The sequence below is a fragment of the Novosphingobium aeonii genome, from assembly GCF_052279045.1.
GTDB lineage: Bacteria > Pseudomonadota > Alphaproteobacteria > Sphingomonadales > Sphingomonadaceae > Novosphingobium.
Window position 1 is genome coordinate 2754332 of sequence record NZ_CP176832.1, and the last position, 22709, is coordinate 2777040.

The window sequence follows — 22709 nt, forward strand, 5'->3', positions numbered from 1 at the left end:
GTTCTCCGCTTGGCGTCAACCGTGAATCCGCCCCAGCCGCTCACGCAGCAGGACGCGCGCCCCCATAGCGTCTCCACGCCGATCGGCAAGCGGATAGCGCGCCAGTTCGCGGCCGAGCAGGTCGAAAGTAGTGAGTATCGCCCCCCAGTCGTCATCCTCGGGACGCGCAACCGGCACGCCGTAGCCAAGCTCGCGCAGCAGGAGGACTTCGTAGGACAGGAGCGGCAGCGCCCAGCCCCGGGCGGAGGGGGCAACGCAGATCGCCTCCAGCAGCGCGCCAAGCGCCTGGTAAAGCGCGGGATAGGGATGGCGCTCGGGCAGGCAGGTGGCGGTAAGCGCCGTGACCCAGGCGATAGCGGCGGCGGGGAGCGGTTCACCCAGCCATGGGCCGCGACTGGAAACCAGTTCGATGCGGGCGAAAGGAAGCTGACTATCGCTTTTCGAGCGGATTTCCGCCTCGACGCCGTTGCCGGGAATCAGCACCGGCCGCAGTTCACGCCCCCTGCCTCCGGCGACATAGGCCGCGACGAGACCCGCTTCCGCCGTCAACAGGCGAACGATGGCGGCTGTTTCGCCGTGAGGCCGGGAGGCACAAACGATGGCGGAAGCGCGAAGCTGCATGATGCGGCTTGCAGGGCCTCAGCTACAGCGACGCACGATCAGGGAAACGAAACGCGAGAAGGCGTGGGACGACCCGGCCTTCGCGGGGCCGGAACTACGAACCGGACTTGGCTTCGAGTGCGGCGATCCGGTCCTTGAGCGTTTCCACTTCGGCACGCGAGGTGGCGGCAAGTTCCTTTACCGCTTCGAATTCCTCACGGGTGACATAGTCCATGTCGCCCATGAATTCCTTGAAGCGCTCACGCGCATTGTCGCGGGCTTCCCGGCCCACGCCGGCGAGCGTGCCGGCGGCACTGTTCATCATCTTGACGAAGTCGGCGACGAAAGGGTTTTCGCTTTGCATGGGAGCCTATTTGGTATGTTGCGCGAAGCCGCGCAAGAGCCCTTTGCTCAAATCTCGAAGCGTTCCACCGCCCGCGGCCCTTCAGCACCATCGAGAGAGGTATTCGCCTCAAGAAACGCGTAGTTCAGGTATGTCGCGAAGCAGATCCACACGAGATAGGGCACGAGCAGCAGCGCCGCGACGGGGCGAATCCGCCAGAACAGCGCTATCGTCAGAAGCACCGCGAAATCCATCGCCGCGATCACCGCGAGTCCGATGGTCATCTGATGGGCGCCGAAGAACACCGGGCTCCACGCCAGGTTGAGCGCGAACTGCAGGACGAACGCGGCCACCGCCAGCCCGCGTCCGCGCGCGCCGCGCGCCGAACAGACCATCGCCAGCGCCACGCCCATCAACACATAGAGTAGCGTCCAGACGATCGGGAAGGCGATGGGCGGCGGATAAGTGGCGGGCTTTGCCAATGCATCGAACCAGGCATTGCCGGGCCCGCTCTGCGAAACCTTGCCCGAGATGAAGCCCAGCAGCACGACCAGCGGGACGAGCACAAGCGACCAGCGCAGCAGGCTGGCGCGCAACTGGCCCGACGAAGCGATCAGGTTCATTCCCCTAGCAACTCCCGAATCAGGAAAACCGCGACATCAGGCGGTGGATTCCGGCAAGTTGTGTAACGAGCCTGCCCGGCGCGCAATCACCTGATATCCCGAAATTCATCCACGTTGCGCCGAAACGAGAAACTCGACGTTACCTTCCGGGCCCTTGATCGGACTTTCGACGATCCCCTGGATCGCCCAGCCATCGCCTTCGAGCCAGTCCCGCACCTCGTTGCAGACTCGCTCGTGCAACAGGGGGTCGCGCACGACTCCGCCCTTCCCCACCTCGCCCCGTCCGACTTCGAACTGCGGCTTGATAAGCGCAACCAGCCTGCATTCGGGTGCGGCAAGGCGGAGCGGTACTTCGAGAACCTTTGCGAGCCCGATGAAGCTCGCATCGCAGACGACCCAGTTGCACGATGCATCGATCTGCTGCGCCGTGAGCACGCGGGCGCTGGTCTGTTCCAGCACGGTTACGCGCGGGTCCTGACGCAGCTTCCAGGCGAGCTGATTGGTGCCCGAATCCACCGCAAACACGCGCTCAGCGCCATTGCTGAGCAGCACGTCGGTGAACCCGCCCGTGGAACTGCCGATGTCCATGGCGACAGCCCCCGCCGGGTCGAGGCCGAAATGCTCGATCGCATGAGCCAGCTTGATGCCCCCACGCGAAACCCAGGGGTGATCGCGCCCGCGCACTTCAAGCGGCGCGTCGGCCTTAAGGCTCTGCCCGGGCTTGGCGATCTTGGTCTCGCCGGAAAACACCAGCCCTGCCAGCACCAGCGCCTGCGCACGCGTGCGGCTTTCGGCAAGTCCGCGGTCCACCAACGCCTGATCGACACGCAATTTTGCGGATGCCCCCTTGGAATGCGGAGCTTTCTTTTCGACGGAGCGGGGTTCGGACGGGTCAGTCATGGCTTTGCATACTTGAGATGAAGCGCGCCTCATTCCATACCGGGCTCATGAAGGCAAATCCGCGCCGACGCCCGGCTCTCTCCGCGTTCCCCCAGAAACTCGCTTTCGCCCCGCTCGCCGCGCTGGCGATGGTCGCCGGCTGCGTAGCGCCGAGCAGCCCGCCGCCTGCACCGCGCCCGGCGCCTGCCCCCGTCGCGCCTCCCGCTCCGACAGCCCCGCCTGCCGCAGACTGGCGAGACGCCCCGCAGACACCGGGCGACTGGAGCATCGCCTCGCCAGGTATCGCCAGCTTCGCCAATGGCACTTTCGGAATACGCTGCAATCGAGGATCGGCCACGGTATCACTGTTCCGCAGCGGCGCGGCGAACGGCTCGGTACCGCTTTCCATCTCCACCTCGGACACCAGCCGCGTGCTCACGGCATCGCCCGTGAACGGCGGCGTTCAGGTGGACCTGCCGGCACGGGACCGCCTGCTTGACGCCATGGCCTTCAGCCGCGGTCGCTTTGCCGCCGAAGTCCAGGGCATGGCGCCGCTCTACATCCCGAGCTGGACCGAAATCTCGCGCGTCATCGAGGACTGTCGCTGAGAGCGCAACGTGCAAAATTGAACAGGAATCGTGGCGAGAAGGCGGATAAATAGCCCATAACTTCTCGCCCTTCCGGAATGTTTTCACGTCATTTCAAGGGCATTCGGGCCGCACTTTCCAGCCCCCGAAATCGAGCCGTCAAAGCGGCGCGAAGGCTGGGGAAAACTCACCCGAAGCGTCGATAATGACCGCAAAAAATATGAATTCAAGACTTGTTGTGCGGTGCGGAATCGGACACAAATTTTCTCAGGACGACGGGCCCCGGGAAACGCGCCCGAGAGTTACCGAAGTCCGGCCGCTTCAGTGCGGCAACCTTGGCTCAACAGCGCGAAAGGAGGTGATCCGATGTCTCATGGTTCAGCAGAGAGGTCGGCAATTTCCGTCGCGAGGCATTATCGCTAAATTTTGATGAAGCGATAAAGGCTTTCGCTGGCGGCACTTCCCGGCCGCTGACCATGCGAAGGGCCGCACCGGGCAACCGGGGCGGCCCTTCTCATTTGCATGGCGCGTATTGATTCCCGCAGGTCGAACGCCGTCTCCGGGCAGGGTTTCTCGGGCTGTCGCCTCGCAAGGTCACGCCTCCGGCTTATCCTCCCCGCATCGCGGCAAGCGAATTTCGCACTGGCACTTGCGGGTTTTCCGGGGCTAAGGCCGTTCCGCGACAGTTTTCCCGCCGATCTGCGGACGGCCCATGCCATGGCTCCGCCCGCTGCAGCGTGGTAATACTATAAAATTGAGTATCAAAATTACTTTTCGGTTGCCTTGAGTGTAATTTTCATTCAACGGAGCCGGAACGTCTACAAGAGGATTTCGTTCGATGGCGACTCTCGCCGATGCCGGCCTGACCTTCACCACCCTGCCCCACCCTTCGCCCGCCAGCGCGGAACAGCGTGAGGCCGTACTTGCCAACCCCGGTTTCGGCACGAACTTCTCCGATCACATGGTGGTCATCGAATGGACCGAAGGCCAAGGCTGGCATGACGCGGTCATCGGCCCGCGCCAGCCGATTGCGCTCGATCCCGCGGCAGCAGTGTTGCACTACGCGCAGGAAATCTTCGAAGGCCTCAAGGCCTATGTCCAGACCGACGGTTCGGTGGCGTTGTTCCGCCCCGAGGCGAACGCCGCGCGCTTCAACCAGTCGGCCCAGCGCCTCGCCATGCCCGAGCTTCCCGAGGCCCTTTTCGTCGAAGCCATCGAACGCCTCGTGAAGATCGATCGCAGCTGGATCCCGGACGGCGAAGGCGCCTCGCTCTACTTGCGCCCTTTCATGATCGCCACCGAGGCGTTCCTCGGCGTGCGCCCGGCCAAGCAGTACAAGTTCATCGTCATTGCCAGCCCGGCAGGCAATTACTTCAAGTCGGGCGCGCCTGCCGTCTCGATCTGGGTTTCCGACTACACGCGCGCCGCCCCCGGCGGCACCGGCGCGGCCAAGTGCGGCGGCAACTACGCTGCCAGCCTCGTCCCCCAGGCCGAAGCCATCGCTCGCGGGCACGACCAGGTCGTCTTCCTTGATGCTGCCGAGCACAAGTGGATCGAGGAACTGGGCGGCATGAACCTCTACTTCGTGTTTGAGGACGGCACCCTGCTCACGCCAGCGCTGACCGGCACGATCCTGCCCGGCATCACCCGCGACAGCCTGCTGCAGCTCGCCCGCGAGGAAGGCCTCAAGGTCGAGGAAGGCAAGTACAGCCTCGATCAGTGGCGCGACGATGCGAATTCAGGCAAGCTGATCGAAACCTTTGCCTGCGGTACCGCCGCCGTGGTCACCTCGGTCGGCAAGGTTTCGGGCCGCGACGGTGAATTCACCATCGGTTCGGGCGGCCCCGGCCAGCTTACCGCCAAGCTCAAGAACCGCCTGGTCTCGATCCAGCGTGGCGAAGCTGCCGATACGCATGGCTGGATCCGCAAGGTCTCCTGAACATGAAGCAAGCATCGGGGAGCCATTCTCCCTGATGCTTTACTTCTACCTTTCCGGCGCGCCCCGCTCTCGCGGTTGGCGCGCCGATTGCATCGGACATCGTCGGCCTCGGCGTTCAAGCCCCTGCCGGTGTCCGCGTGATCTCCATGAACTTGCGAAAAGTGGCATGTGTCGCCTCGGCGTCCTTCTGAAGCTCTTCCGCCAGCGCAACGTGCGCAAGGCTCAGCATGAGGTTCATCAGCCTGTCATCCGCCTGATCGAACTCGTGCAGCCCGCGCGCATCGAGATGATCGAGAGCGGCGCCAAGATGCGCGCTGGCCGCCACGTAGAACGCCTCACGCTGCTCTTTCAAAGAACGGCCACGTTGCTCGGCACGCGCGGCGGAGCCACCGATGGCCCATTGCGACACGAAGGGTTCCAGCACCGCGAATCCCGCCGGAAGCGATACGCTCATCGCACCACCTCCAGCCGCTCGGCGCGAAAGGCCTGCACCATACGCTCGACCTCGTTGAACAGGTGCCGGCAAAGCGATTCCTGAGACTGGAAATGGATATGCCGCAAGGCCCCGCTGGCGAGCCCTTTGTGCCCGCGTTCGATCACCGATCTATCCTCGGCATGAACATCCCGGGCCGTCGCCATGACATATTCACGAGCGAACCGCTCACTCGCACTCTCGTCTTCCCCCACCCAGTAAAGCCGGATAACCCCACGAGAACGATCATGGGCGAGCGGCATGACCACGTGCGAGAAATGCTGCACCGGTGAGCCGAACAGGAAGAAGTTCGGGAACAGCGCCAGATAGTCCTTCACGGTTTCGGCGCCGAACAAACCATCCGCCATGGCGGATACCCCGCCGCGCCTGAAAGCCTCGCCCTGTATCGGCGCGGGGGGAGGCATATTCGGGTTCGTCCAGATCCGTTGCGCTCGGTGGGCCCCATGAAAATCGTAGGAGACCGGATAACCGAACGGATTGTCCGCGCTGCAAACCGGTTGCGCGGCAGCAGGGTGAATGAAGCGCAGATGATAGTTTTCCTGGAAATTATCGAACGTCAGCTTCCAGTTCGCGTCGATCTCGTAGACATATTCCGAGAAGGTGGTGGCGCGGCCCACCGGCATCTGCTCCAGCTTTTCCGCAAGCGGTCCCAGTTCCTCACGCAGGCTCATCGCGGGCGTTCCGAAGTGAACGAAGATGAGGCCGCCAATCACCTCGCAGGCCAGGCCGGGCAAAGCGCAATCCGACTTGGAAACGTGGAAGGATTCGAAATCCGGCGCGGAGATGAGTCCGCCGTCCAGCCCGAAAGTCCACATGTGATAGGGGCAACTGAAGGTGCTCTGCTTTCCCTCGCAGGCATCGACCAACTGGGTGCCGCGATGCGTGCAGACATTGTGGAAAGCCCGGATCACCCCGTCCTTGCCGTGCGTGACGAGGATGGACGCCTTGAGCACCTCGACCTCGCGGCGGATGAAACTGCCACGATCGGGAACCTCGCAGACATGGCCGATCTGGAGCCAATTACGGCGAAACACCGCCTCTCGCTCCAGTTCGAACCAGTCCGGATCGTGGTAGGGTGCGGCGGGCACAGGCCGCGTGCCAAGCCACGCCAGTTCGTCCTTGCCCACCGGCTCGAAGGCCGCGTCCTGCCCGTTCATTGCATCCTCTCCCTTGCTTTTGTCGGGAGCAGGATATGGTGGCCTATCGATTCTTACAACACATCTGTCGTAATATCGCGGCCTGGCGTAACGCCTATCAGGCGCAGCATGGCGAGTTGGCTCTTCGCCAGCCGTTCGACGACATCGTCCAGCGGCAGGTCAGGCCGGACGCTATTGCGATAGACGCGCGGCCCGATCATCGCCCATGTCAGCAGCAATGTGCTGAACGATTCCGCGTCGATGTCCGTTTCTCCCATCTCCGCGAACTGCTCGCGTAACCCGTCCACAAGGGCATCCCAATGGGGGTAGCGATTGCCGATACGGCCCGGCGCGAGGAATTCCTCGGTCCAGAGCGCGATCACCTCGGGATTTTCGAGCACGAAGCGGGTGATGAAGCGGGTGCGGTTCTCTGCCGTGTCGGACGGTGCGAATGCGGCCGCCAACTGGTTTGCCGACCATTCCCGAACCGCCACCAACAAGGCATCGCGGCTGTCGAAATGGTAATAGACGGTGGTGCGGTTAACACCCGCTTCGCGCGCAACTTCGGACAGCGAAAGCGCTTCGGTCCCTTTTTCCGACATCAGCCGCACAGCCGTGTCGATCAGGACCCCATGGGTTTCCTCGAAGCCCTTGTTGCGGCGGCGCGAAGGCTGCCGCCGGCCCGCCGGAGTTCCCGGTGCGTCGATCGGTTTAGTCATTCGCCTCCTGCCAGTTTGCCGGCGCCGTTTTGCCGAGTGCCGTATAAAACCACTAGCTGATTGATTTACAATCGAAATCACCGACAGTCGAGTATCTCTTCGGACTATTGTGTCGCCCACAGCACAAAGGTCGCAATCAGCCGCATCGGGGTTGCCGCCCGAGAAGGCCATTCCTAGATCAGCCCCCACGACATCAAGGAGTTGCTCATGTCCGATCCCACTTACACGCCGCCGAAAGTCTGGACCTGGGACAAGGGGAACGGCGGCGAATGGGCGAGCATCAATCGTCCGGTTTCCGGGGCGACGCACGACAAGGAACTGCCACGCGGAGAGCACCCCCTGCAACTCTACTCGCTAGGTACTCCCAATGGGCAAAAGGTCACGATCCTGCTGGAAGAACTGATTGCCGCAGGGGTAGCGGAGGCGGAATACGACGCCTGGCTCATTAATATCGGCGAAGGCGACCAGTTCGGTTCGGGCTTCGTTTCGGTGAATCCGAACTCGAAGATCCCCGCCCTGCTGGACTATTCCGCAGACAAGCCGGTGCGGATTTTCGAATCGGGCGCCATCCTGCTCTATCTTGCGGAAAAGTTCGGCAAGTTCGTGCCGGCCAACTATCCCGAGCGCGCGGAGTGCCTGTCCTGGCTGATGTGGCAGATGTCGACGGCTCCGCTGATCGGCGGCGGTTTCGGACATTTCTACGCCTATGCACCCGAGAAGTTCGAATATCCGATCAATCGCTATGCCATGGAAACGAAGCGCATCCTCGACGTGGCGGACAAGCGCCTCGGCGAGTCGCGCTATCTGGCGGGAAGCGAATATTCTATCGCTGACATAGCCGCCTATGGCTGGTTCGGCGGCTTCGTGCGCGGCGACGCCTATGGCGATGCGGCGACTTTCCTTGACGTTGCCAGCTACGAAAACCTGATGCGCTGGGGCGAGGAAGTCGGCGCCCGCACGCCGGTTCAACGCGGCCGGATCGTAAACCGCAACGGTGAAGGCATGGTCCGCGAACGGCATTCCGCCGCCGATATCGACATTGTTCTCAAGGCCTGAGCCTGCTGAAATGCCGGCGCTGGAAAACTCTCTTCAAAGGGCTTTTCAGCGCCCGCATTAGCCGCTAAGCGCGCATTCCCTGCTGGGGCGTCGCCAAGTGGTAAGGCACCGGTTTTTGGTACCGGCATTCGCAGGTTCGAATCCTGCCGCCCCAGCCAGGTAGTTCTGCTGAAGTTATGATATGCCAATCATGCGGCATGTCCTCCATTCGGCATTAGCGGCGTTGAGCTTTAAGTTCCGTCTCCCCAAATCAAACCCTCGCGCCCCATCACCTGATCGCGTTTCAGAATGCGAGCGGCGCCCACAGCAAACTGCTGCCCTGCACCGGCCAGACAAGGCCGGGCTCATATCCGCGCACCCTCGGACTGCCGACCGGCGCAACCACCTTCCCGAACACCGCCGACCGCGAAATGCCGAGACGTTTCGCGACGGCACTATTGCAAATGTTTCGCATTTGCGTATTTGCGCGACCATAAGTTTGATGTTCAGGGAGATTAGTTTTGTCATCAGTCACGCGTGCTCGGCCCGGGATCTGCATGGCCCTTGTCGGCGCATCGATTCCGGCGATTGCCCTCGCTGCGATGCCCGGTGTCGCAGCGGCTCAAGGCACTGAGGAAACTAGCGCTCCCGCCCAGGATATCGTTGTCACAGCAGACCGCAGAGACAGCTTCAGCGCGGATTTCGTGCAGGCCGGCACCTTCCGCGACGCACGCCTGCGCTATACGCCGCTGACGATCGCAGTCATGACCAAGGACTTGCTGGAAGCGCAGCAGGCCCGGTCCCTGATCGACGCCGTGCGGAACACCCCGGGCGTCACGCAGGCCCAGATCAACAGTGCCATCTACAGCAACCTGGCGATCCGCGGCATCACTCTCAACAACTTCACGAACGTGCGCTGGAACGGCGTCCTGCCGATCGTCAACCTGATCGAGCAACCGATCGAGAGCAAGGACCGCATCGAAGTCCTCAAGGGTGCGGCGGGGCTCTACTACGGCTTCGCAACCCCTTCCGGCATCGTCAATCTTGTGACCGAACGCCCTGAGAATGCACCGATCAACCGTATCGACTTCATGGGCGATTCCAACGGATCCGTCGGCGCGAACTTCGATGTCAGCCGCAGCTTCGGATCGGCGGGCCTGCGGGTAAATGCCGGGACATCCTCGATCGAAACCGGGATCAAGCGCAGTTCCGGCGCCAGACGCTTCATTTCGGGAGCGTTCGACTGGCGCCCCCTCGATGGCCTCGAAATCCTGCTCGACGCCGAATACAACTACAAGTCCGTGACCGAGCCGACGGAGTTCAGCCTGCCCGCCGCCGTGAACGGAGCCATCGCGCTTCCGCCCCTCCAGTCCCCTTCGAAAAACCTGGGCGCGTCATGGATGCAGGGTCGCGGGCATTCGACGAACCTGCTGGCGCGCGTGAATTACGATTTTGCGCAGAACTGGCGCATCGCCTTCGCCGTCGGCCAATCCTACCTGACGCGAAGCCGTTATTATTCCTCCTTCGGCGGCTACAATCTCGACACCGGGGACGGAACCGTCTCCGTGGCGATGACCAGCGGCAACGACTACAAGAACAATATCTATCGCAGCGATGTCTCCGGCTCGTTCCAGACCGGACCGATCACGCACAATGTCATGGTCGGCGTATCGTACTACACGCGCGACAGCAATGTGCCGACGGCGGTGCGATACAGCTTTGCCCAGAACCTTTACGACCCGGTTGCCATTCCGCAGCAGCCAAAGCCGCCACGTATCATTCCCAACCCGTCGCGGGTCGAGGACCTTGGCGTCTACATCTTCGACAGGGCCTCGCTCGGCGACTGGCTTCAGGCGACCATCGGCTATCGCAAGACCGACTACAGCGATGTCAGCCGCACCTCGGACTACAAGATCAAGCCGGGAACCTGGTCCTACGGGCTGATGGTAAAGCCGGTGGCCTGGGCGAATGTCTATGCCAACTATATCGAAGGCCTCGAACCCGGACCGATCGCGCAGCAGATCGCCAACAATGCGGGTGAAATCCTCCCGGCGGCGGTCAGCAAGCAGAAGGAAGTGGGCCTCAAGGTCGAGCCGATCCGGGGCATGTTGATGACGGCCGCCTATTTCCACATCAAGCGTCCCTCGGCCTACCTCAACAGCGCGAACTACTTCGTCCAGGATGCCGAGGCCGTGTACGAGGGCATCGAGGTAAGCGCAGTCGGTGAAGTGCTTCCGCGCCTGTCGATCTCCGCCAGCGCCCTCTATCTCGACGCCCAGCAGAAGTCCGGGAACGCTACTGTTGTCGGGAAGCTGATCGAGAATGTCTCGAAGTATTCGGGTTCGATCTTCGCCGAATACCGCGTCCCCGTGATCGAGGGCCTGCGGGTCTCGGCCGGTATGTTCCATGTCGGCCGCCGCGCGGTCAATGCGCTCAACCAGGCTTTCGTGCCGGGCTACGTGACCTTCGACCTCGGAGCGAGCTACAACTTCGACCTTGCCGGAAGCCCGACGACGATCCGCGTCTATGCGGATAACGTGACAGGCAAGCGCTACTGGGCGTCGACCGGCTCGAGCCTTCTTGCCCAGGGGCTCCCGCCGAGCGTCAAGCTGAGCCTTTCGACCCACTTCTAAGGCCGACCCTCACCCGGTTTTCTCCGGCGGGGCATGAATGCTTCGCCGGAAATTCCTGCCCCGAAAACAGGCTGAGATCGTTCATATCGGCGGGAAATGGAGGACCACGGCAAGACCGGGAGCGCCGTTCCTCAACTCGGCCCGCCCGCCATGTGCCTGCGCGATGGCGCGAACCATGCTCAGGCCCAGCCCATGCCCCGGACTGGACCGCGCCTGCTCGCTGCGGGCGAACCGCTCGAACAGGCGCTGTCCTTCGACCTCGTCCACACCGGGACCGTTATCCGCGACCTCGACGCTTATGCCCTCGTCGCCGGAACTGGCCGTCATGCAGATTGCGGTGCCGCCCGGCGTGTGACGCAAGGCATTGTCGAGAAGGTTGGCGATTGCCTGGCTCACAAGGCGGCGGTCGCCTTCGATTTCCAGTCCGGCGGGGAAATCAACCTGGAGAGTGCGGCCGCTGTCCTCGATGTCGGGGCGGTAGCTCTCTGCCATCTGGTCGAGCAGCACCGACATATCCACGCGGCGGCGCGGAAGCCGGTCGGACAAGCCCTCGATTTCCGCCAGCCGCAGCAAGGCCGAAAACAGTTCGAGCAATTCGCCCGCCTGCGCACGCGCTGTGTCGAGGATATCTGCGCGAATTCGCGCTTCCGGTTCGCGCGCCGCTTCATCGAGCTTGTTGCAGAGCCTCGTAAGCGGCGTGCGCAGATCGTGAGCGACATCGCTCGATACCTGTCGCAGGTTTTCCATCAGGCTCTCTATCCGGTCGAGCATCCGGTTGAGCGTGCCGGCCAGCCGATCGAACTCGCTTCCGGAATTGTCCCGGGGAATGCGCCGGGCCAGATCGCCGCCGATGATCGCCTGTGCCGTCGCATCGATCCGGCTCAGGCGTCTCCGGGTAATCCAACCGATCAGGACCGCCGCCGCCAACCCGAGGATGAGCATGGCCGCGAGCGAGCTTGCGAACAGCGCGGCCAGCGTCCGGTCGATCTCGTCGAGGTCGGAGCGATCAGCTGCAATCACGAGCGTGCCGCCCGGAACCGCAGTTGTCAGGGCCTGTGCGATGGCATCCTCGCTAAGGTAGCCCTGCCCTTGCCGCCGATAGTGGAGAAACTCCTCGAAGCCCTGTTTTCCGGGAACCGGGGCATCGAGAGAGCCCGCCAGTCTTTCACCGGCTTCGTCCACCAGCAGGTACTCGAGGCTGGAGGTCGACCGCGCGGCTTCGCGGCGACCGATGGCAGCGGCGAGCGCCGGGAGTCCGCTGGAATGTGCTTCCGCCAGCAACCCGGCGGTTTCAGTGGCGATACGATGGTCGAGCTGCTGCTCCAGCGCCTCGTGAGTGACTTCGTAAGCCGCGAGGCCGATCGCTAGCGTGGCAAGCGCAAATGCGACGGCGACGATCCCGACCAGCCCTGAAGTGGTTCGCCAGAGGTTCCGCAGCATCTATCCGCCCCGGATCATGTAGCCGGCCCCGCGTATCGTCTCGATGGCATCCTCTTCGAACCCGGCGTTGAGCTTGGATCGCAAGCGGCTGAGGTGGGTCTCGACAATGTTCGTCTTGGGATCAAAATCGAAATCCCACACCCGTTCAAGCAGCATCGTGCGCGTCATCACCCGCCGGGGATTGCGCATCAATTCGGCCAGCAGCGCGAATTCGCGCGGCTGCAAGGCAATGCGGCTTCCCCGCCGTTCGACCGTGCGGCGATGGAGGTCGAGCAGGATGTCGCCCACAGCGAGCAAGTGCCCCTCCATCCGGGCCTGCGGCCGCCTGCCCAGAGCATTGATCCGCGCGGCGAGTTCGGAAAAGGCAAAGGGCTTCACCAGATAATCGTCAGCCCCGGCCTCCAGCCCGTCCACCCTGTCGGCAATTCCGCCGATCGCGGTCAACATCAGGACCGGCGTTGCGTCCGCCGCCGCGCGCAGCGCCTTGAGCAACGAAAGCCCGTCGAGCCCCGGCAGCATGCGATCGAGCACAATGACATCGAATCCGCCACCGGTCGCCTGAAACAGCCCATCGCGCCCATCGCGGCTCAGGACGACGGCTTGCCCGGCTTCCTCAAGTCCCTTCGCGATGAAGCAGGCGGTTTCTTCGTCATCTTCCACTATCAGGATTCGCATGGACGCAGCCTAGCGCGCCTGCGACCCGCTACGCCAGCCGCCACCGAGCGCGCGAAAGAGCGCGACTTCCGCCTGGGCGACCGCAAGATCGCTCTGGATTTTCGCAAGGCGCGCGGCAGCCAGGGTGCGCTCGGCATCGATCTGGAGCAGGCTTGCCGCATCGCCCAGCCGGACGCGCGCCGCGGACCGGCGGGCATAAGCGCGTGCCTCATCTGCCGCAGCCCCGAGATCGCGATTGCGTCGCAGTTCGGCATCGTAGGCGGCAAGCGCGGTCTCGACCTCCCGGAGCGCCTTCAGGACCGCTACATCCCAGCCGGCAAGGGCGGCCTGCTCCGCAGCCCGGGCTTGAGCAAGCTTCGCCCGTGCCGGCCCTTGATTGGGAAAGGCCCAGGTTATCAGCGGCGATATGGCCGCGTCGAAACCGCCCGAGAGCAGGCCCAGCGCCCCGCCCAGATTGACGCGGGGATAGAGGTCGGCGCGCGCCACGCCGATCCGGGCGGCAGAGGCTGCCAGCCTGCGTTCGGCCTCGCGCACATCGGGCCGGCGGAGCAGCAGTGCAGTGCCGTCCCCGACCGGCGCCGGCACCTTCAGGCGCGGGATCATCGTGCAGCCCGGCCCATCGACGCGCGCCTCGGCGGGGGGGCGACCTCTCAGCGTGGTGAGCCGATAGAGCGCATTCGCGCGCGCCGCCTCGAACGGCGCGATACCCGCTCTGGTCGAGGCAGCCAGGGTGGCTGCCTGCGAAACTTCCAGCGGCGAGACTTCCCCGGCCGACAACTGTTCGCGAACCAGCGCAAGCGAGCGCTCCTGCGCTGCTGCCACCGCCCCAGCCTCTGCGATTGCCTGCGAGGCGGCACAGGATTCGAGATAGGCCTGAACCGTATCGGCCACGACCGCAACCCTGACTCCATCAAGCGCCGCCGCCTGCGCTTCGGCATCGGCGCTGGCGGCGAGCGCGCCGGACCGGAGCCGACCGAACAGGTCGATATCCCAGCTTGCGGTCGCCGCGATATCCCAGTCGCTCGCCGGAACGGACACCGCACCGGGCTGGTTGCCGGGATCGTCGACGGTGAGCGCGCTTTCGATCGTCGTGGTGGGAAGCCGCGCAGCGCGCGCCAATCTCGAGGCCGCGCGCGCGCCTTCGAGATTGGCATAAGCGACGCGCAGATCGGCATTGGCCAGGAGACTGGCTTCGACGAGGGAATCCAGTGCTGGATCCTCGTAGAGGCGCCACCAGTCTTCGGGCACCGGGTCGAGCGTCGCGACCGGGAGATCGGCGAAGCGGCCGGCAGCCGCTGGCGGAATTTCCGGCTTGATCGGCGCGGGAGGGGCCATGCATCCGGTCACGGCCAGCGCGGCGAGCGGACCGGCCCATAGTGGAAGGCGCAAGATCATGCCGATACCTCCGCGCCCCGGACCGGTCCTTCTGCGCGTTCCTGGCCGTACCTTGCGTAGAGCGCGGGCATCAGGAAGAGATTGAGCAAGGTCGACGATACCAGCCCGCCAAGAATGACGATGGCCATGGGATGTTCGATCTCGTGGCCCGGGGCATTGCCCGCCGCAATCAGCGGAACCAGCGCCAGACCGGCGCAGGCGGCGGTCATCAGGATCGGCACCAGCCTTTCCTCGGCGCCGCGCAGCACGAGTTCGCGGCCGAATGCCATGCCCTCCTCACGTTCAAGATGCCGGTAATGCGAAAGCAGCATGATGCCGTTGCGCGCCGCTATGCCGATCACCGTTACGAAGCCCACGAGCGAGCCCAGCGACAGCACCCCACCGGTGAGCGCGACCGCGACGACGCCCCCGACAAGCGCGAAAGGCAGGCTGACGCCGACCAGCGCCGTGATCCGGCGCGAGCGGAACTCGATCCAGACCAGCAGCAGCACGCCGAGAAGGCAGAGCGCGCCGGTCGTCCAGAGCCGCTGGCGCGATTCCTTCAAGGCAGCGTATTCACCCAGCACTTCGGGATGATAACCCGCGGCGAAGGGCACTTTGGCAACGGCAGCCTCCACCCCGCGCGCCACCGTTCCAAGGTCCGCTCCGGCAACGTTCATGGTCACGTCGAGGCGGCGCTGGCCGTTTTCACGCTTCACCTCGTTAGGCGCGGGAACCACTTCCACCTCGGCGACGTCCGAAAGGCGCACGGGTGCTCCGGCGGGCGACTGGATCATCAGGTCACGCAAGGCGTGGATAGAGCCGCGAACCCGGGGCTCGCCCCAGAGCGTGACGTCGAACGATTTCTGGTCCCGGTAGATCTCGCCCACTTTCTGCTGCGCCACAAGCGTCTGGGCCTGACGGCGCACCTCGCCGGCGGTCAGCCCCAGACGGGCCAGCTCCTCCGGGCGCGGTCGGATGCGCAATTGAGGCACGAGCACCTGGCTTTCCAATTTGAGATCGGAAACACCGCCCACCCCCGCCACGGCATCGCGAACGCGCTCACCTGCGGCGCGCAGTTCCGCCTGATCGGGCCCGTATATCCGCACGACCACAGTGGCACCCGCGCCTGTGAGCACTTCCTTGATACGCTCGCGCAGATAGGTGAGCACGTCGCGGAACAGGCCGGGGTAGCCGTCGATCACGCGCTTGATGCGGGCAACGGACGCATCATGGTCGGCCTGTTCGTCAAGGCTGATCCACAATTCGGTGAAGTTCGGCCCGACGACCTCGTCAGCCTGTTCGGCACGGCCGATATGCGCTCCGAAATTGCGCACACCGGGTATCGCGCGCAGTTCCTTCGAGGCACGCATGGTGATGCGGTCCATCGCCTCGATCGAAGTGCCCGGCTTCTCCACGAAATGCATGAGGAAGTCTGTCTCGCGAAAGTCGGGAAGGAACTGGTCCTTGAACCCCGCATAGCCCAGCCCCGCGAGCACCAGTCCTCCTGCAACGACACCCCCCGCCATGCGCGAGCGCATCAAGACCCAGGGCAACGCGCCGGAATAGCCGCGCTTCAGCCAGCGTACGAAGCGGGTATCGCGTTCCTGCGTCACCGGAGCGTTGGGAAGGATCAAAAGGCAGAGCGCCGGTGTCACCGTCAGCGCAACCAGCAGCGAAGCCGCGATCGCAAGTACGTAGGCGACCGCCAGGGGCTGGAAGAAGGTGCCCGCCACGCCGCCGAGGAAGAAGATCGGCAGGAACACGAGCATCACTATCAGCGAGGCGAAAACGACCGCCGAGCGCACTTCCAGCGAGGCGGCGAGCACCACCGCAAAGGCGGGCCTGACATCTTCCGCCTCGCGGTTGAGCCGTAGCCGCCGGGCGATGTTCTCCACGTCGATGATCGCATCATCCACCACTTCGCCCAGCGCGATGACCAGCCCGGCGATCACCATGACGTTGATCGTCGCCCCGCTCCACAGCAGCACCAGCCCCGCGCCAAGCAGCGAAAGCGGAATCGCCGTGAGGCTGATCACCGCCTGCCGCCAGTCCCTGGTGAATAGGAACAGGACCGCCGCCACCAGTGCGCAGCCGATCAGCAGCGCCCGTGTCAGGTTGTCGATCGAACGCTCGATGAACGTGGCGGGACGGAAGATGGTCGTGTCGACCTTCACGTCCGTCAGGCCCGGCTTCAGTTCATCAAGAGCGGCTTCGACCGCGTGGGTCAGTTCCAGCGTATTGGCGGTCGGCTGCTTCTCGACAATCAGCATGATGCCGGGAACGTCGTCGATGATGGCGTTGCCGATGGGCGGTGCGTGACCGTCCACCACGCGGGCGACATCGGCAATCCTCACCGGCGCATTGCCGGACTGGCGCACGATGGCCTGCCCCAGTTGCGCGGCGTCCTGCACCATGCCGCCCTGCTGAACGGCAAGACGCTGGTTCGGCGTGTCGATGAAGCCGCCGCCGCCCACCAGAACCGCGTCTCCTGCTGCAGCCCGCACTTCGGCAAGGGTGACGCCCGCGGCGCGAAGCCGGTCCGGATCGACGAGGACCTGAAGCTGGCGGTCGCGCTGGCCCCAGACGGCGACATTGGCAACGCCGGGGACCGCCATCAGCCGGGGGCGGATGGTCCAGCGAACCAGCTCCGAAAGCTTCATCTGATCCAGCCTGGCCGAGGTGATCCCGATCTTCATCGCGCGGCTGGTGGAAGAGAGCGGCGGCATGAGCACCGGTTGGCGCGCCGCCACCGGCAGGCGGGGCTGGACCTGCGCGATGCGCTCCCCCACCATCTGGCGCGCGCGCATCACATCGGTCCCGCGCGCGAAAAGGATCTGCACCGAGGACAACCCAAGCACGGACTTCGAGCGCAGCGTCATCAGGTCGGGCACGCCATTGACCGCGGTCTCGATCGGCACGGTGACAAGGCTTTCCACTTCTTCGGTGGACAGGCCGGGCGCCTCGGTCTGGATTTCGACCATGGGCGGCGCAAATTCTGGAAAGACGTCAAGCGGGACATCGCGGCCCGCCCTTACGCCCAGCACGACAAGCAATGCGGCCAGGGCAAGCACGAGCACGCGCTGGACCAGCGCGAAACGGACAAGACCGGCCAGCATCAGTGAGCCGCCCCGAATTCGGTGCCGAACAGCTCTGCCGCGCCTACCGTCACGACTTCGGCGCCCGGCTCCAGCCCCCGCGCGAGCAATGCGGTGCCGCCGGTTTCACTCGCCACTTCGACGCGCTGCCGGACGAAAGTGTCCTTGCCTGTCCGCCGATAGAGCCATTCCCCGCCGTAGATGTCCCGAACGATAGCCGAGGAGGCGACCGAAAGACCCTGGGTTCTGCCGGAAAGCGGCAGGTCCACCGCCACGCGCTGCCCGACACGGAAGCTGCGCCCGTCGTTGCCGAGCGCGTAATAGATATCCACGGTGCCGGCCGTTCCGTCGGCGGAGGGCGGGGCCTGGACGGGGCGTGCGCTGTGCGACACCGCATCCGCGCCGAGCGCCCGAACCGTGGCGGAGCCACCCCGCTGGATCGCGCCGACATCGCTGGCGAAGACCGAGGCCCTCACCCAGAGAACGGACTGATTGCCGAGCGATCCTATCGCCGGCCCCAGCAGTGCTCTCTGCTGCCGTGCGGCGCCAAGCCCGGCCTGCGCTGCCGCGAAGGCCGCCGCCGCTTCGTCCCGCGCCCGGATGCTTCCTGCTTCCTCCCGCACGAGGTTTTCGGCGCGGGTCAGGGCGATCCGCGCCAGTCGCGCCTGAGCCTCGGTTCGCGCCACTTCGCCATCGGCCGCCGCCTGCTGCGCGCCGACCTGCTGGAGGTTGGTGAGCGAGTTGGTAGGCACCCCGTTGGCCGTGGTGGGAGGAACCACGATCTCGCCGGTCACCTGCCGGACTTGCCCGGCCGCGCCGCCTCCCGGCCGCGCCGTGACAATGCCGAGCCGGCGCTGCGCCTCCGGCGTCAACGTCAACTTCAGCAATTCGCTTTCATGAGCGATCAGTTCGGCATGGGATGGCGGCGCGGAGCTCCGCGAATCCGTTTTGCTACAGGCCGCAAGGGCGATCGGCAGGGTCAGATAGGCAAGCTGGCGCATGGCCGACGCTTACCCGGCGCGCATTGGGCGGCGCTGGACGTCCCTATACAAATTCCCAATGTTTGCGTCCCGGCCCGTTTCCTGTCTTCGGCAAGGTCAGCCGCACGAGGAGCGGCATGGCCAGCAGGACCAGCGGATATTGCAGCAGCAGGCCGGAGACGATCGCGATGGCCAGCGGCTGCTGGATGCCGGAGCCCTGCCCGATCGCCAGCGCAAGCGGCAGCAGCGTGAGAATGGCGGCCAGCGTCGTCATCGTGATCGGGCGCACACGGTTGCGGCTCGCCTCGCGCGCGGCATCTGCGGGCGGCATGTGACGGGACATCTCCTCGAACTCGGAAACGTAGAAAATCGCCATTTCGGTGCCGATACCGATGATCATGGTCATGCCCATCAGCGCGGTGATGTTGAGATCCACCCCGGCAAGCCACAGCCCGGTGAAGACCGCTGTCGTCGAAAGCAACGAGCAGCCGATGATGATGACCGGCAGCCAAAGGCGCCGGTAAAGCACGAGCAGAAGGATGAATTCGGCGACCAGAGCGGCACCGAAGACATGCAGAAGCCCGGAGAAAGCGATCTGCTGTTGCTGATAGAGCCCGCCCATCTCGTAGCGCACCCCGGGCGCGAGAACACCGGGCCTGTCGAGCGCGGCGGTAACGTCGGCAACCGCCGCGCCGATGCCGCGTCCCTGGATGCGGCCCGTCACCGCCACCATCGGTTCCAGATTCTCACGCGCGATCTGTGGCTGGCCGGCGACCGATGTCAGGCTGGCCACGCGCGACAGCGGAAACAGGTGTCCATCGCTCGCCCGGATCGGCAGGCGGGCGAGTTCGGTTTCGCTCATGGTCGTGGCATTCGGCAGGCGAACCCGCACGTCGACCGTCTTGCTCGCCTGGGGCAGCGTTGTGGCGACGGTGCCGCTGAGCGCGTCTGCTAGCTGGGTCTCGACGTCGGCGGGCAAGACGCCTTCCATTCCGGCACGCACCGGATCGACGGCCACATCGATGGCATCGCCCGCAAGCTGTACGCCGTCCTTGACCTCGACCACGCCGGAAATCCCGGAAACGACTTTAGCCACCTTCTTCGCCTGATCGTCGAGCACCGACGGATCGGACGAGAACAGCTTCACTTCGATGGGCTGCGGCACGGCGGTCAGGTCGCCGATGAGGTCTTCCATGAGCTGCGCCACTTCGACCTCGACACCGGGGACTTTCATGGAAACTTCGTCCGCGACGGCGGCGGCCAGTTCCTCGGTCGGCGTGGCATGGCCGGGCTTCAGGCGGACGAAATAGTCTCCGTGGTAGCTCTGGCCAAGGTCCCCGCCCAGCCCGGTGCCGAGGCGGCGGGAAAACGTGAGCACTTGCGGATTGCCGCTCAGGATACGGTCGACTTGCGCGATCTGCCGCGTGCTTTCATCAAGCGAGGTTCCCGGCGCGGTGTAGTAATCCATGACGAAACCGCCCTCGTCGACCCGGGGCATGAAGCCGGTGGGCACATTGCTGTAGCCGAGATATCCCACGATCAGCAGCGGCACGAGGATAGCGGCCAGCAGCCACGGCCTGCGCCCCAGCGCATCGAGCGTCCGGTCGTGCGCGCGTCCCAGGCGCCCCTCTCCCGCCTCGCCCGGATCGCGCCACTTGCCGAAGTCCACCAGCCGGTGGACCAGCACCGGCACGACGAAGGCCGTCATCGCCCATGAGATCGCAAGCGCGGCGGCCATGGTCACCGAAAGCGCCTTGGAGAAGGCCCCGGTCACGCCCGTCAGGAACGAGAGTGGCAGGAACACGATCAGCGTTGCCAGGCTCGATCCGGTGAGCGGCGCCATGAATTCGCGCGCGGCGGGGAACACTGCATCCTTGCCCGCCACCGCGCCGTCCTTGCCGCTGGCACCGGCGCGCCGGGCGATGTGCTCGACCATGACGATCACGTCGTCGATCAGCAGGCCGACAGCCGCCGCGATGCCGCCCAGCGTCATGATGTTGAACGACATTCCGAGCGCACTGAGCACCAGCACCGTGGCCGCCAGCGTGGCGGGAACCACGATCGCGGCCACCAGCGTCACGCGCCAGCTGCGCAGGAACCAGAGCAGCACCAGCCCGGCAAGGACCAGGCCGATCAGCACCGCGTCGCGAACGCTCGCCACGGATTGCGTGACCAGTTCGCTCTGGTCGTACCAGTTCACCAGCCTGACGCCTGCAGGCAGCTTCAGGGTCGCCAGCTTGGCCTGCACTTCCCGCGCGATCTGCACGGCATTGCCGTCCGGCTGCTCATAGATGTTGAAGAGCACCGCCGGCCGCCCATCCTCGACGATGCGCTGCCATTGCGGCACGGTGCCGTTCTGGACGGTCGCCACGTCGCGCACGCGGACGATTCCGGCGGGGTCCGACTGGACGACGATATTGCCGACCTGATCCGCGCCCGGCACGCTGCGGTCGGCGATCACCAGAGACAGGCGGCCGCGATCCTGCACCTGGCCCACCGCGCTGAGCACGTTGCCGCCCCGGATCGCGGCTGCAAGGTCCGCCATGGCGAGGTTGTGATCGGCAAGGCGCTGCGGATCGGCCAGAACCTGGACTTCGGCAGTCTCGCCGCCCTGCACACCCACGCGGGCAAGGCCGGGGATCGAGGACAGCAGCGGCGTGACCTGATAGCGCGCGAAGTCCTGCAGGGCGACCGGATCGGCGGTGTCGGAAACCAGCGCATAGGAGATGATCGGGAACACCGTCGGGTCCATCCGGCGCACGTCGTACTGTGTTCCGGCGGGCAAGGTCGGCAGGATGCGGGCGATGGCGGAATCGACCATCAGCGTGCTCGACACCATGTCGCGGCCCCAGCCGAAGTCGATGGAGATCTGCGCCGAACCGCGACTGGTTTCCGAGCGCACGTCCTGCACACCGGGCACCGCGCGAATGGCTTCCTCCACCGGACGGGTCACCGTCAGCGCGGTCTGGTCGGCGGGACGGCTGCCTGCATCGAGATCGACGACGACGCGGGGAAACGAGACTTGCGGAAACAACCCGATCGGCAGCGAGAACGCCGCGATCAGCCCGGCCAGCGCCATCGCCAGCGCAACCAGCACGAAGGCGCGCGATTGCGAGCGCAGCAGACGTTCGAGCATCAACGCCCCCACCGCACGGCATCGCCGTCGTTCACCTGATAGGCCCCCTCGACGATGATCGGCCGACGGGGATCTACCGGCCCGTCCACCACGTCACCCTCGGGGGAGGAAAGCCGGACCTGCACCGGCACGGCCTTGGCCTTGCCACCGGCCTCCTGGAAGATGCGCGCGGGGCCTCCTGCCGTGACGACCGCCGCATGAGGCACGACCCATCCCGCCACGTCGCCGGTGCGGATGGCAACTTCCATGCCCTCTCCCGGCAGCAGCGCACCGGCCGGGAAGCCGAGGTCTACATCGACCATCCGTGTCTTCGGGTTGAGCATGCCGTCCACCCGCACCACCTTTCCGGCGATGCCGCCGCCGCCCGAAAGGCGTTTCATGCTGGCCGCCTGCCCGGGAGCCACGCCGCCCCGCTCCGCGGGATCGATGCCGACGGTCACGACTATTCCGCCCTGACGGGCAAGGGTCATGATCGCAGCGCCGGGCTGCAAGCGATCGCCGCTCGCGGCCGTAACCGAAGTGACGATACCGGCGAACGGCGCCGTGAGCGTCTGAACCGACCTGCCCGCGCCTTCGGCCGCAAGCGCGGCCAGCGCGGTGCGCGCATCGGCAACTGCCTTGTCTGCCTGGACGAGCTGGTCGGACGTCGCAAGTTGCTGGGACAGGAGCTGCGCGGCCGAGCGGCGCTGCTTCTCTGCCGCCGCAAGGGCATCGGCGGCTTGCAGGTAGGCGCTCCTTGCGGAAGGCGCGACGGCGAAGGTGCCCAGCACCTGCCCCGCCCGCACCGCAGTGCCCTGCGTCACCGCCAGTGAAGTGAGCTGTCCGGGCTGCGCCATGCTGATGGAGGATGTACCCGCCTCGGACGGCGAGGCGGAGCCATAGGCGGTGATCGTGGCTGGAAGCGCCCCGCGCACCGGCCGCACGACCGTGACGAGGACGCTTGGCGTCCTGTCGGGCTCCGAAGGGCCGCTCCCGCAGGCGCTGAGTACCAGCAGGGTAGCGGCAATCGGGAAATGCAT

Annotated in this window: 18 protein-coding genes and 1 tRNA gene; 5 read left to right on the forward strand and 14 right to left on the reverse strand. The window is 65.0% G+C overall.

Translation table 11 applies throughout. From position 1 onward, the window contains the following. Nucleotides 1–15: 15 nt before the first annotated feature. The 4 genes from recO to ACLIMP_RS13315 form a co-directional block, all read right to left on the reverse strand. Nucleotides 16–621, reverse strand: coding sequence for a DNA repair protein RecO (gene recO / locus ACLIMP_RS13300; RefSeq protein ID WP_054440427.1), 606 nt, complete (start codon nt 619–621; stop codon nt 16–18). 94 nt (nt 622–715) lie between these two features. After that, nucleotides 716–964 (reverse strand): accessory factor UbiK family protein, encoded by a 249-nt coding sequence (locus ACLIMP_RS13305; protein ID WP_054440429.1) that lies wholly within the window; start codon nt 962–964, stop codon nt 716–718. Nucleotides 965–1011: 47 nt separating this feature from the next. After that, nucleotides 1012–1566, reverse strand: a complete 555-nt coding sequence (locus ACLIMP_RS13310; RefSeq protein ID WP_324696019.1) for a TspO/MBR family protein — start codon at nt 1564–1566, stop codon at nt 1012–1014. A 105-nt stretch (nt 1567–1671) separates the two neighbouring features. Further along, the gene (locus ACLIMP_RS13315; RefSeq protein WP_324696022.1) at nt 1672–2466 is read right to left on the reverse strand and encodes a TlyA family RNA methyltransferase; all 795 of its coding nucleotides are present in this window, start codon (nt 2464–2466) and stop codon (nt 1672–1674) included. Between the two features lie 17 nt (nt 2467–2483). Here ACLIMP_RS13315 and ACLIMP_RS13320 point away from each other — a divergent pair, with 17 nt between their 5' ends. Together ACLIMP_RS13320 and ACLIMP_RS13325 are read left to right on the forward strand one after the other, a co-directional pair. Continuing rightward, a complete protein-coding gene (locus ACLIMP_RS13320) occupies nt 2484–3053 on the forward strand; it encodes a hypothetical protein (protein WP_443477896.1) in 570 nt (189 codons plus the stop codon). 817 nt (nt 3054–3870) lie between these two features. After that, a complete protein-coding gene (locus ACLIMP_RS13325) occupies nt 3871–4971 on the forward strand; it encodes a branched-chain amino acid aminotransferase (protein WP_054440437.1) in 1101 nt (366 codons plus the stop codon). A 115-nt stretch (nt 4972–5086) separates the two neighbouring features. On the opposite strand, the gene ACLIMP_RS13330 is transcribed toward ACLIMP_RS13325, so the two are convergent. The 3 genes from ACLIMP_RS13330 to ACLIMP_RS13340 are packed head-to-tail and all read right to left on the reverse strand — an operon-like array spanning nt 5087 to nt 7319. Then, the gene (locus ACLIMP_RS13330) at nt 5087–5425 is read right to left on the reverse strand and encodes a hypothetical protein (protein ID WP_324696027.1); all 339 of its coding nucleotides are present in this window, start codon (nt 5423–5425) and stop codon (nt 5087–5089) included. Then, a complete protein-coding gene (locus ACLIMP_RS13335; RefSeq protein WP_185997028.1) occupies nt 5422–6621 on the reverse strand; it encodes an aromatic ring-hydroxylating oxygenase subunit alpha in 1200 nt (399 codons plus the stop codon). The genes ACLIMP_RS13330 and ACLIMP_RS13335 overlap by 4 nt, the downstream gene beginning before the upstream one ends. Before the next feature lie 53 nt (nt 6622–6674). Then, complete coding sequence (locus ACLIMP_RS13340) at nt 6675–7319, reverse strand: TetR/AcrR family transcriptional regulator (protein WP_054440443.1); 645 nt, start codon at nt 7317–7319, stop codon at nt 6675–6677. A 207-nt stretch (nt 7320–7526) separates the two neighbouring features. Between ACLIMP_RS13340 and yghU the strand changes: the two genes are divergently transcribed. The 3 genes from yghU (at nt 7527) to ACLIMP_RS13355 (ending at nt 10987) form a co-directional block, all read left to right on the forward strand. Then, entirely contained in the window at nt 7527–8375 is an 849-nt protein-coding gene (gene yghU, locus ACLIMP_RS13345) for a glutathione-dependent disulfide-bond oxidoreductase (protein WP_324696030.1), read from the forward strand. Nucleotides 8376–8458: 83 nt separating this feature from the next. Next, a tRNA-Gln gene (locus ACLIMP_RS13350) sits at nt 8459–8533 on the forward strand. Between the two features lie 378 nt (nt 8534–8911). Then, nucleotides 8912–10987, forward strand: a complete 2076-nt coding sequence (locus ACLIMP_RS13355) for a TonB-dependent siderophore receptor (protein WP_443477897.1) — start codon at nt 8912–8914, stop codon at nt 10985–10987. 81 nt (nt 10988–11068) lie between these two features. Here the strand turns inward: ACLIMP_RS13355 and ACLIMP_RS13360 are convergent, their stop codons facing one another. Genes ACLIMP_RS13360 through ACLIMP_RS13390 form a run of 7 tightly spaced genes read right to left on the reverse strand, consistent with a single transcriptional unit; the run spans nt 11069 to nt 22709 of the window. After that, nucleotides 11069–12427 (reverse strand): HAMP domain-containing sensor histidine kinase, encoded by a 1359-nt coding sequence (locus ACLIMP_RS13360; protein ID WP_324696034.1) that lies wholly within the window; start codon nt 12425–12427, stop codon nt 11069–11071. Next, the gene (locus ACLIMP_RS13365) at nt 12428–13102 is read right to left on the reverse strand and encodes a response regulator transcription factor (RefSeq protein WP_054440456.1); all 675 of its coding nucleotides are present in this window, start codon (nt 13100–13102) and stop codon (nt 12428–12430) included. Between the two features lie 9 nt (nt 13103–13111). Then, the gene (locus tag ACLIMP_RS13370) at nt 13112–14497 is read right to left on the reverse strand and encodes a TolC family protein (RefSeq protein WP_324696036.1); all 1386 of its coding nucleotides are present in this window, start codon (nt 14495–14497) and stop codon (nt 13112–13114) included. Beyond that, a complete protein-coding gene (locus ACLIMP_RS13375) occupies nt 14494–17595 on the reverse strand; it encodes an efflux RND transporter permease subunit (RefSeq protein ID WP_324696038.1) in 3102 nt (1033 codons plus the stop codon). The genes ACLIMP_RS13370 and ACLIMP_RS13375 overlap by 4 nt, the downstream gene beginning before the upstream one ends. Beyond that, a complete protein-coding gene (locus ACLIMP_RS13380; RefSeq protein ID WP_324696040.1) occupies nt 17595–18575 on the reverse strand; it encodes an efflux RND transporter periplasmic adaptor subunit in 981 nt (326 codons plus the stop codon). The genes ACLIMP_RS13375 and ACLIMP_RS13380 overlap by 1 nt, the downstream gene beginning before the upstream one ends. A 43-nt stretch (nt 18576–18618) precedes the next feature. Continuing rightward, entirely contained in the window at nt 18619–21690 is a 3072-nt protein-coding gene (locus tag ACLIMP_RS13385) for an efflux RND transporter permease subunit (RefSeq protein WP_324696042.1), read from the reverse strand. Then, complete coding sequence (locus ACLIMP_RS13390) at nt 21690–22709, reverse strand: efflux RND transporter periplasmic adaptor subunit (protein ID WP_185998737.1); 1020 nt, start codon at nt 22707–22709, stop codon at nt 21690–21692. The genes ACLIMP_RS13385 and ACLIMP_RS13390 overlap by 1 nt, the downstream gene beginning before the upstream one ends.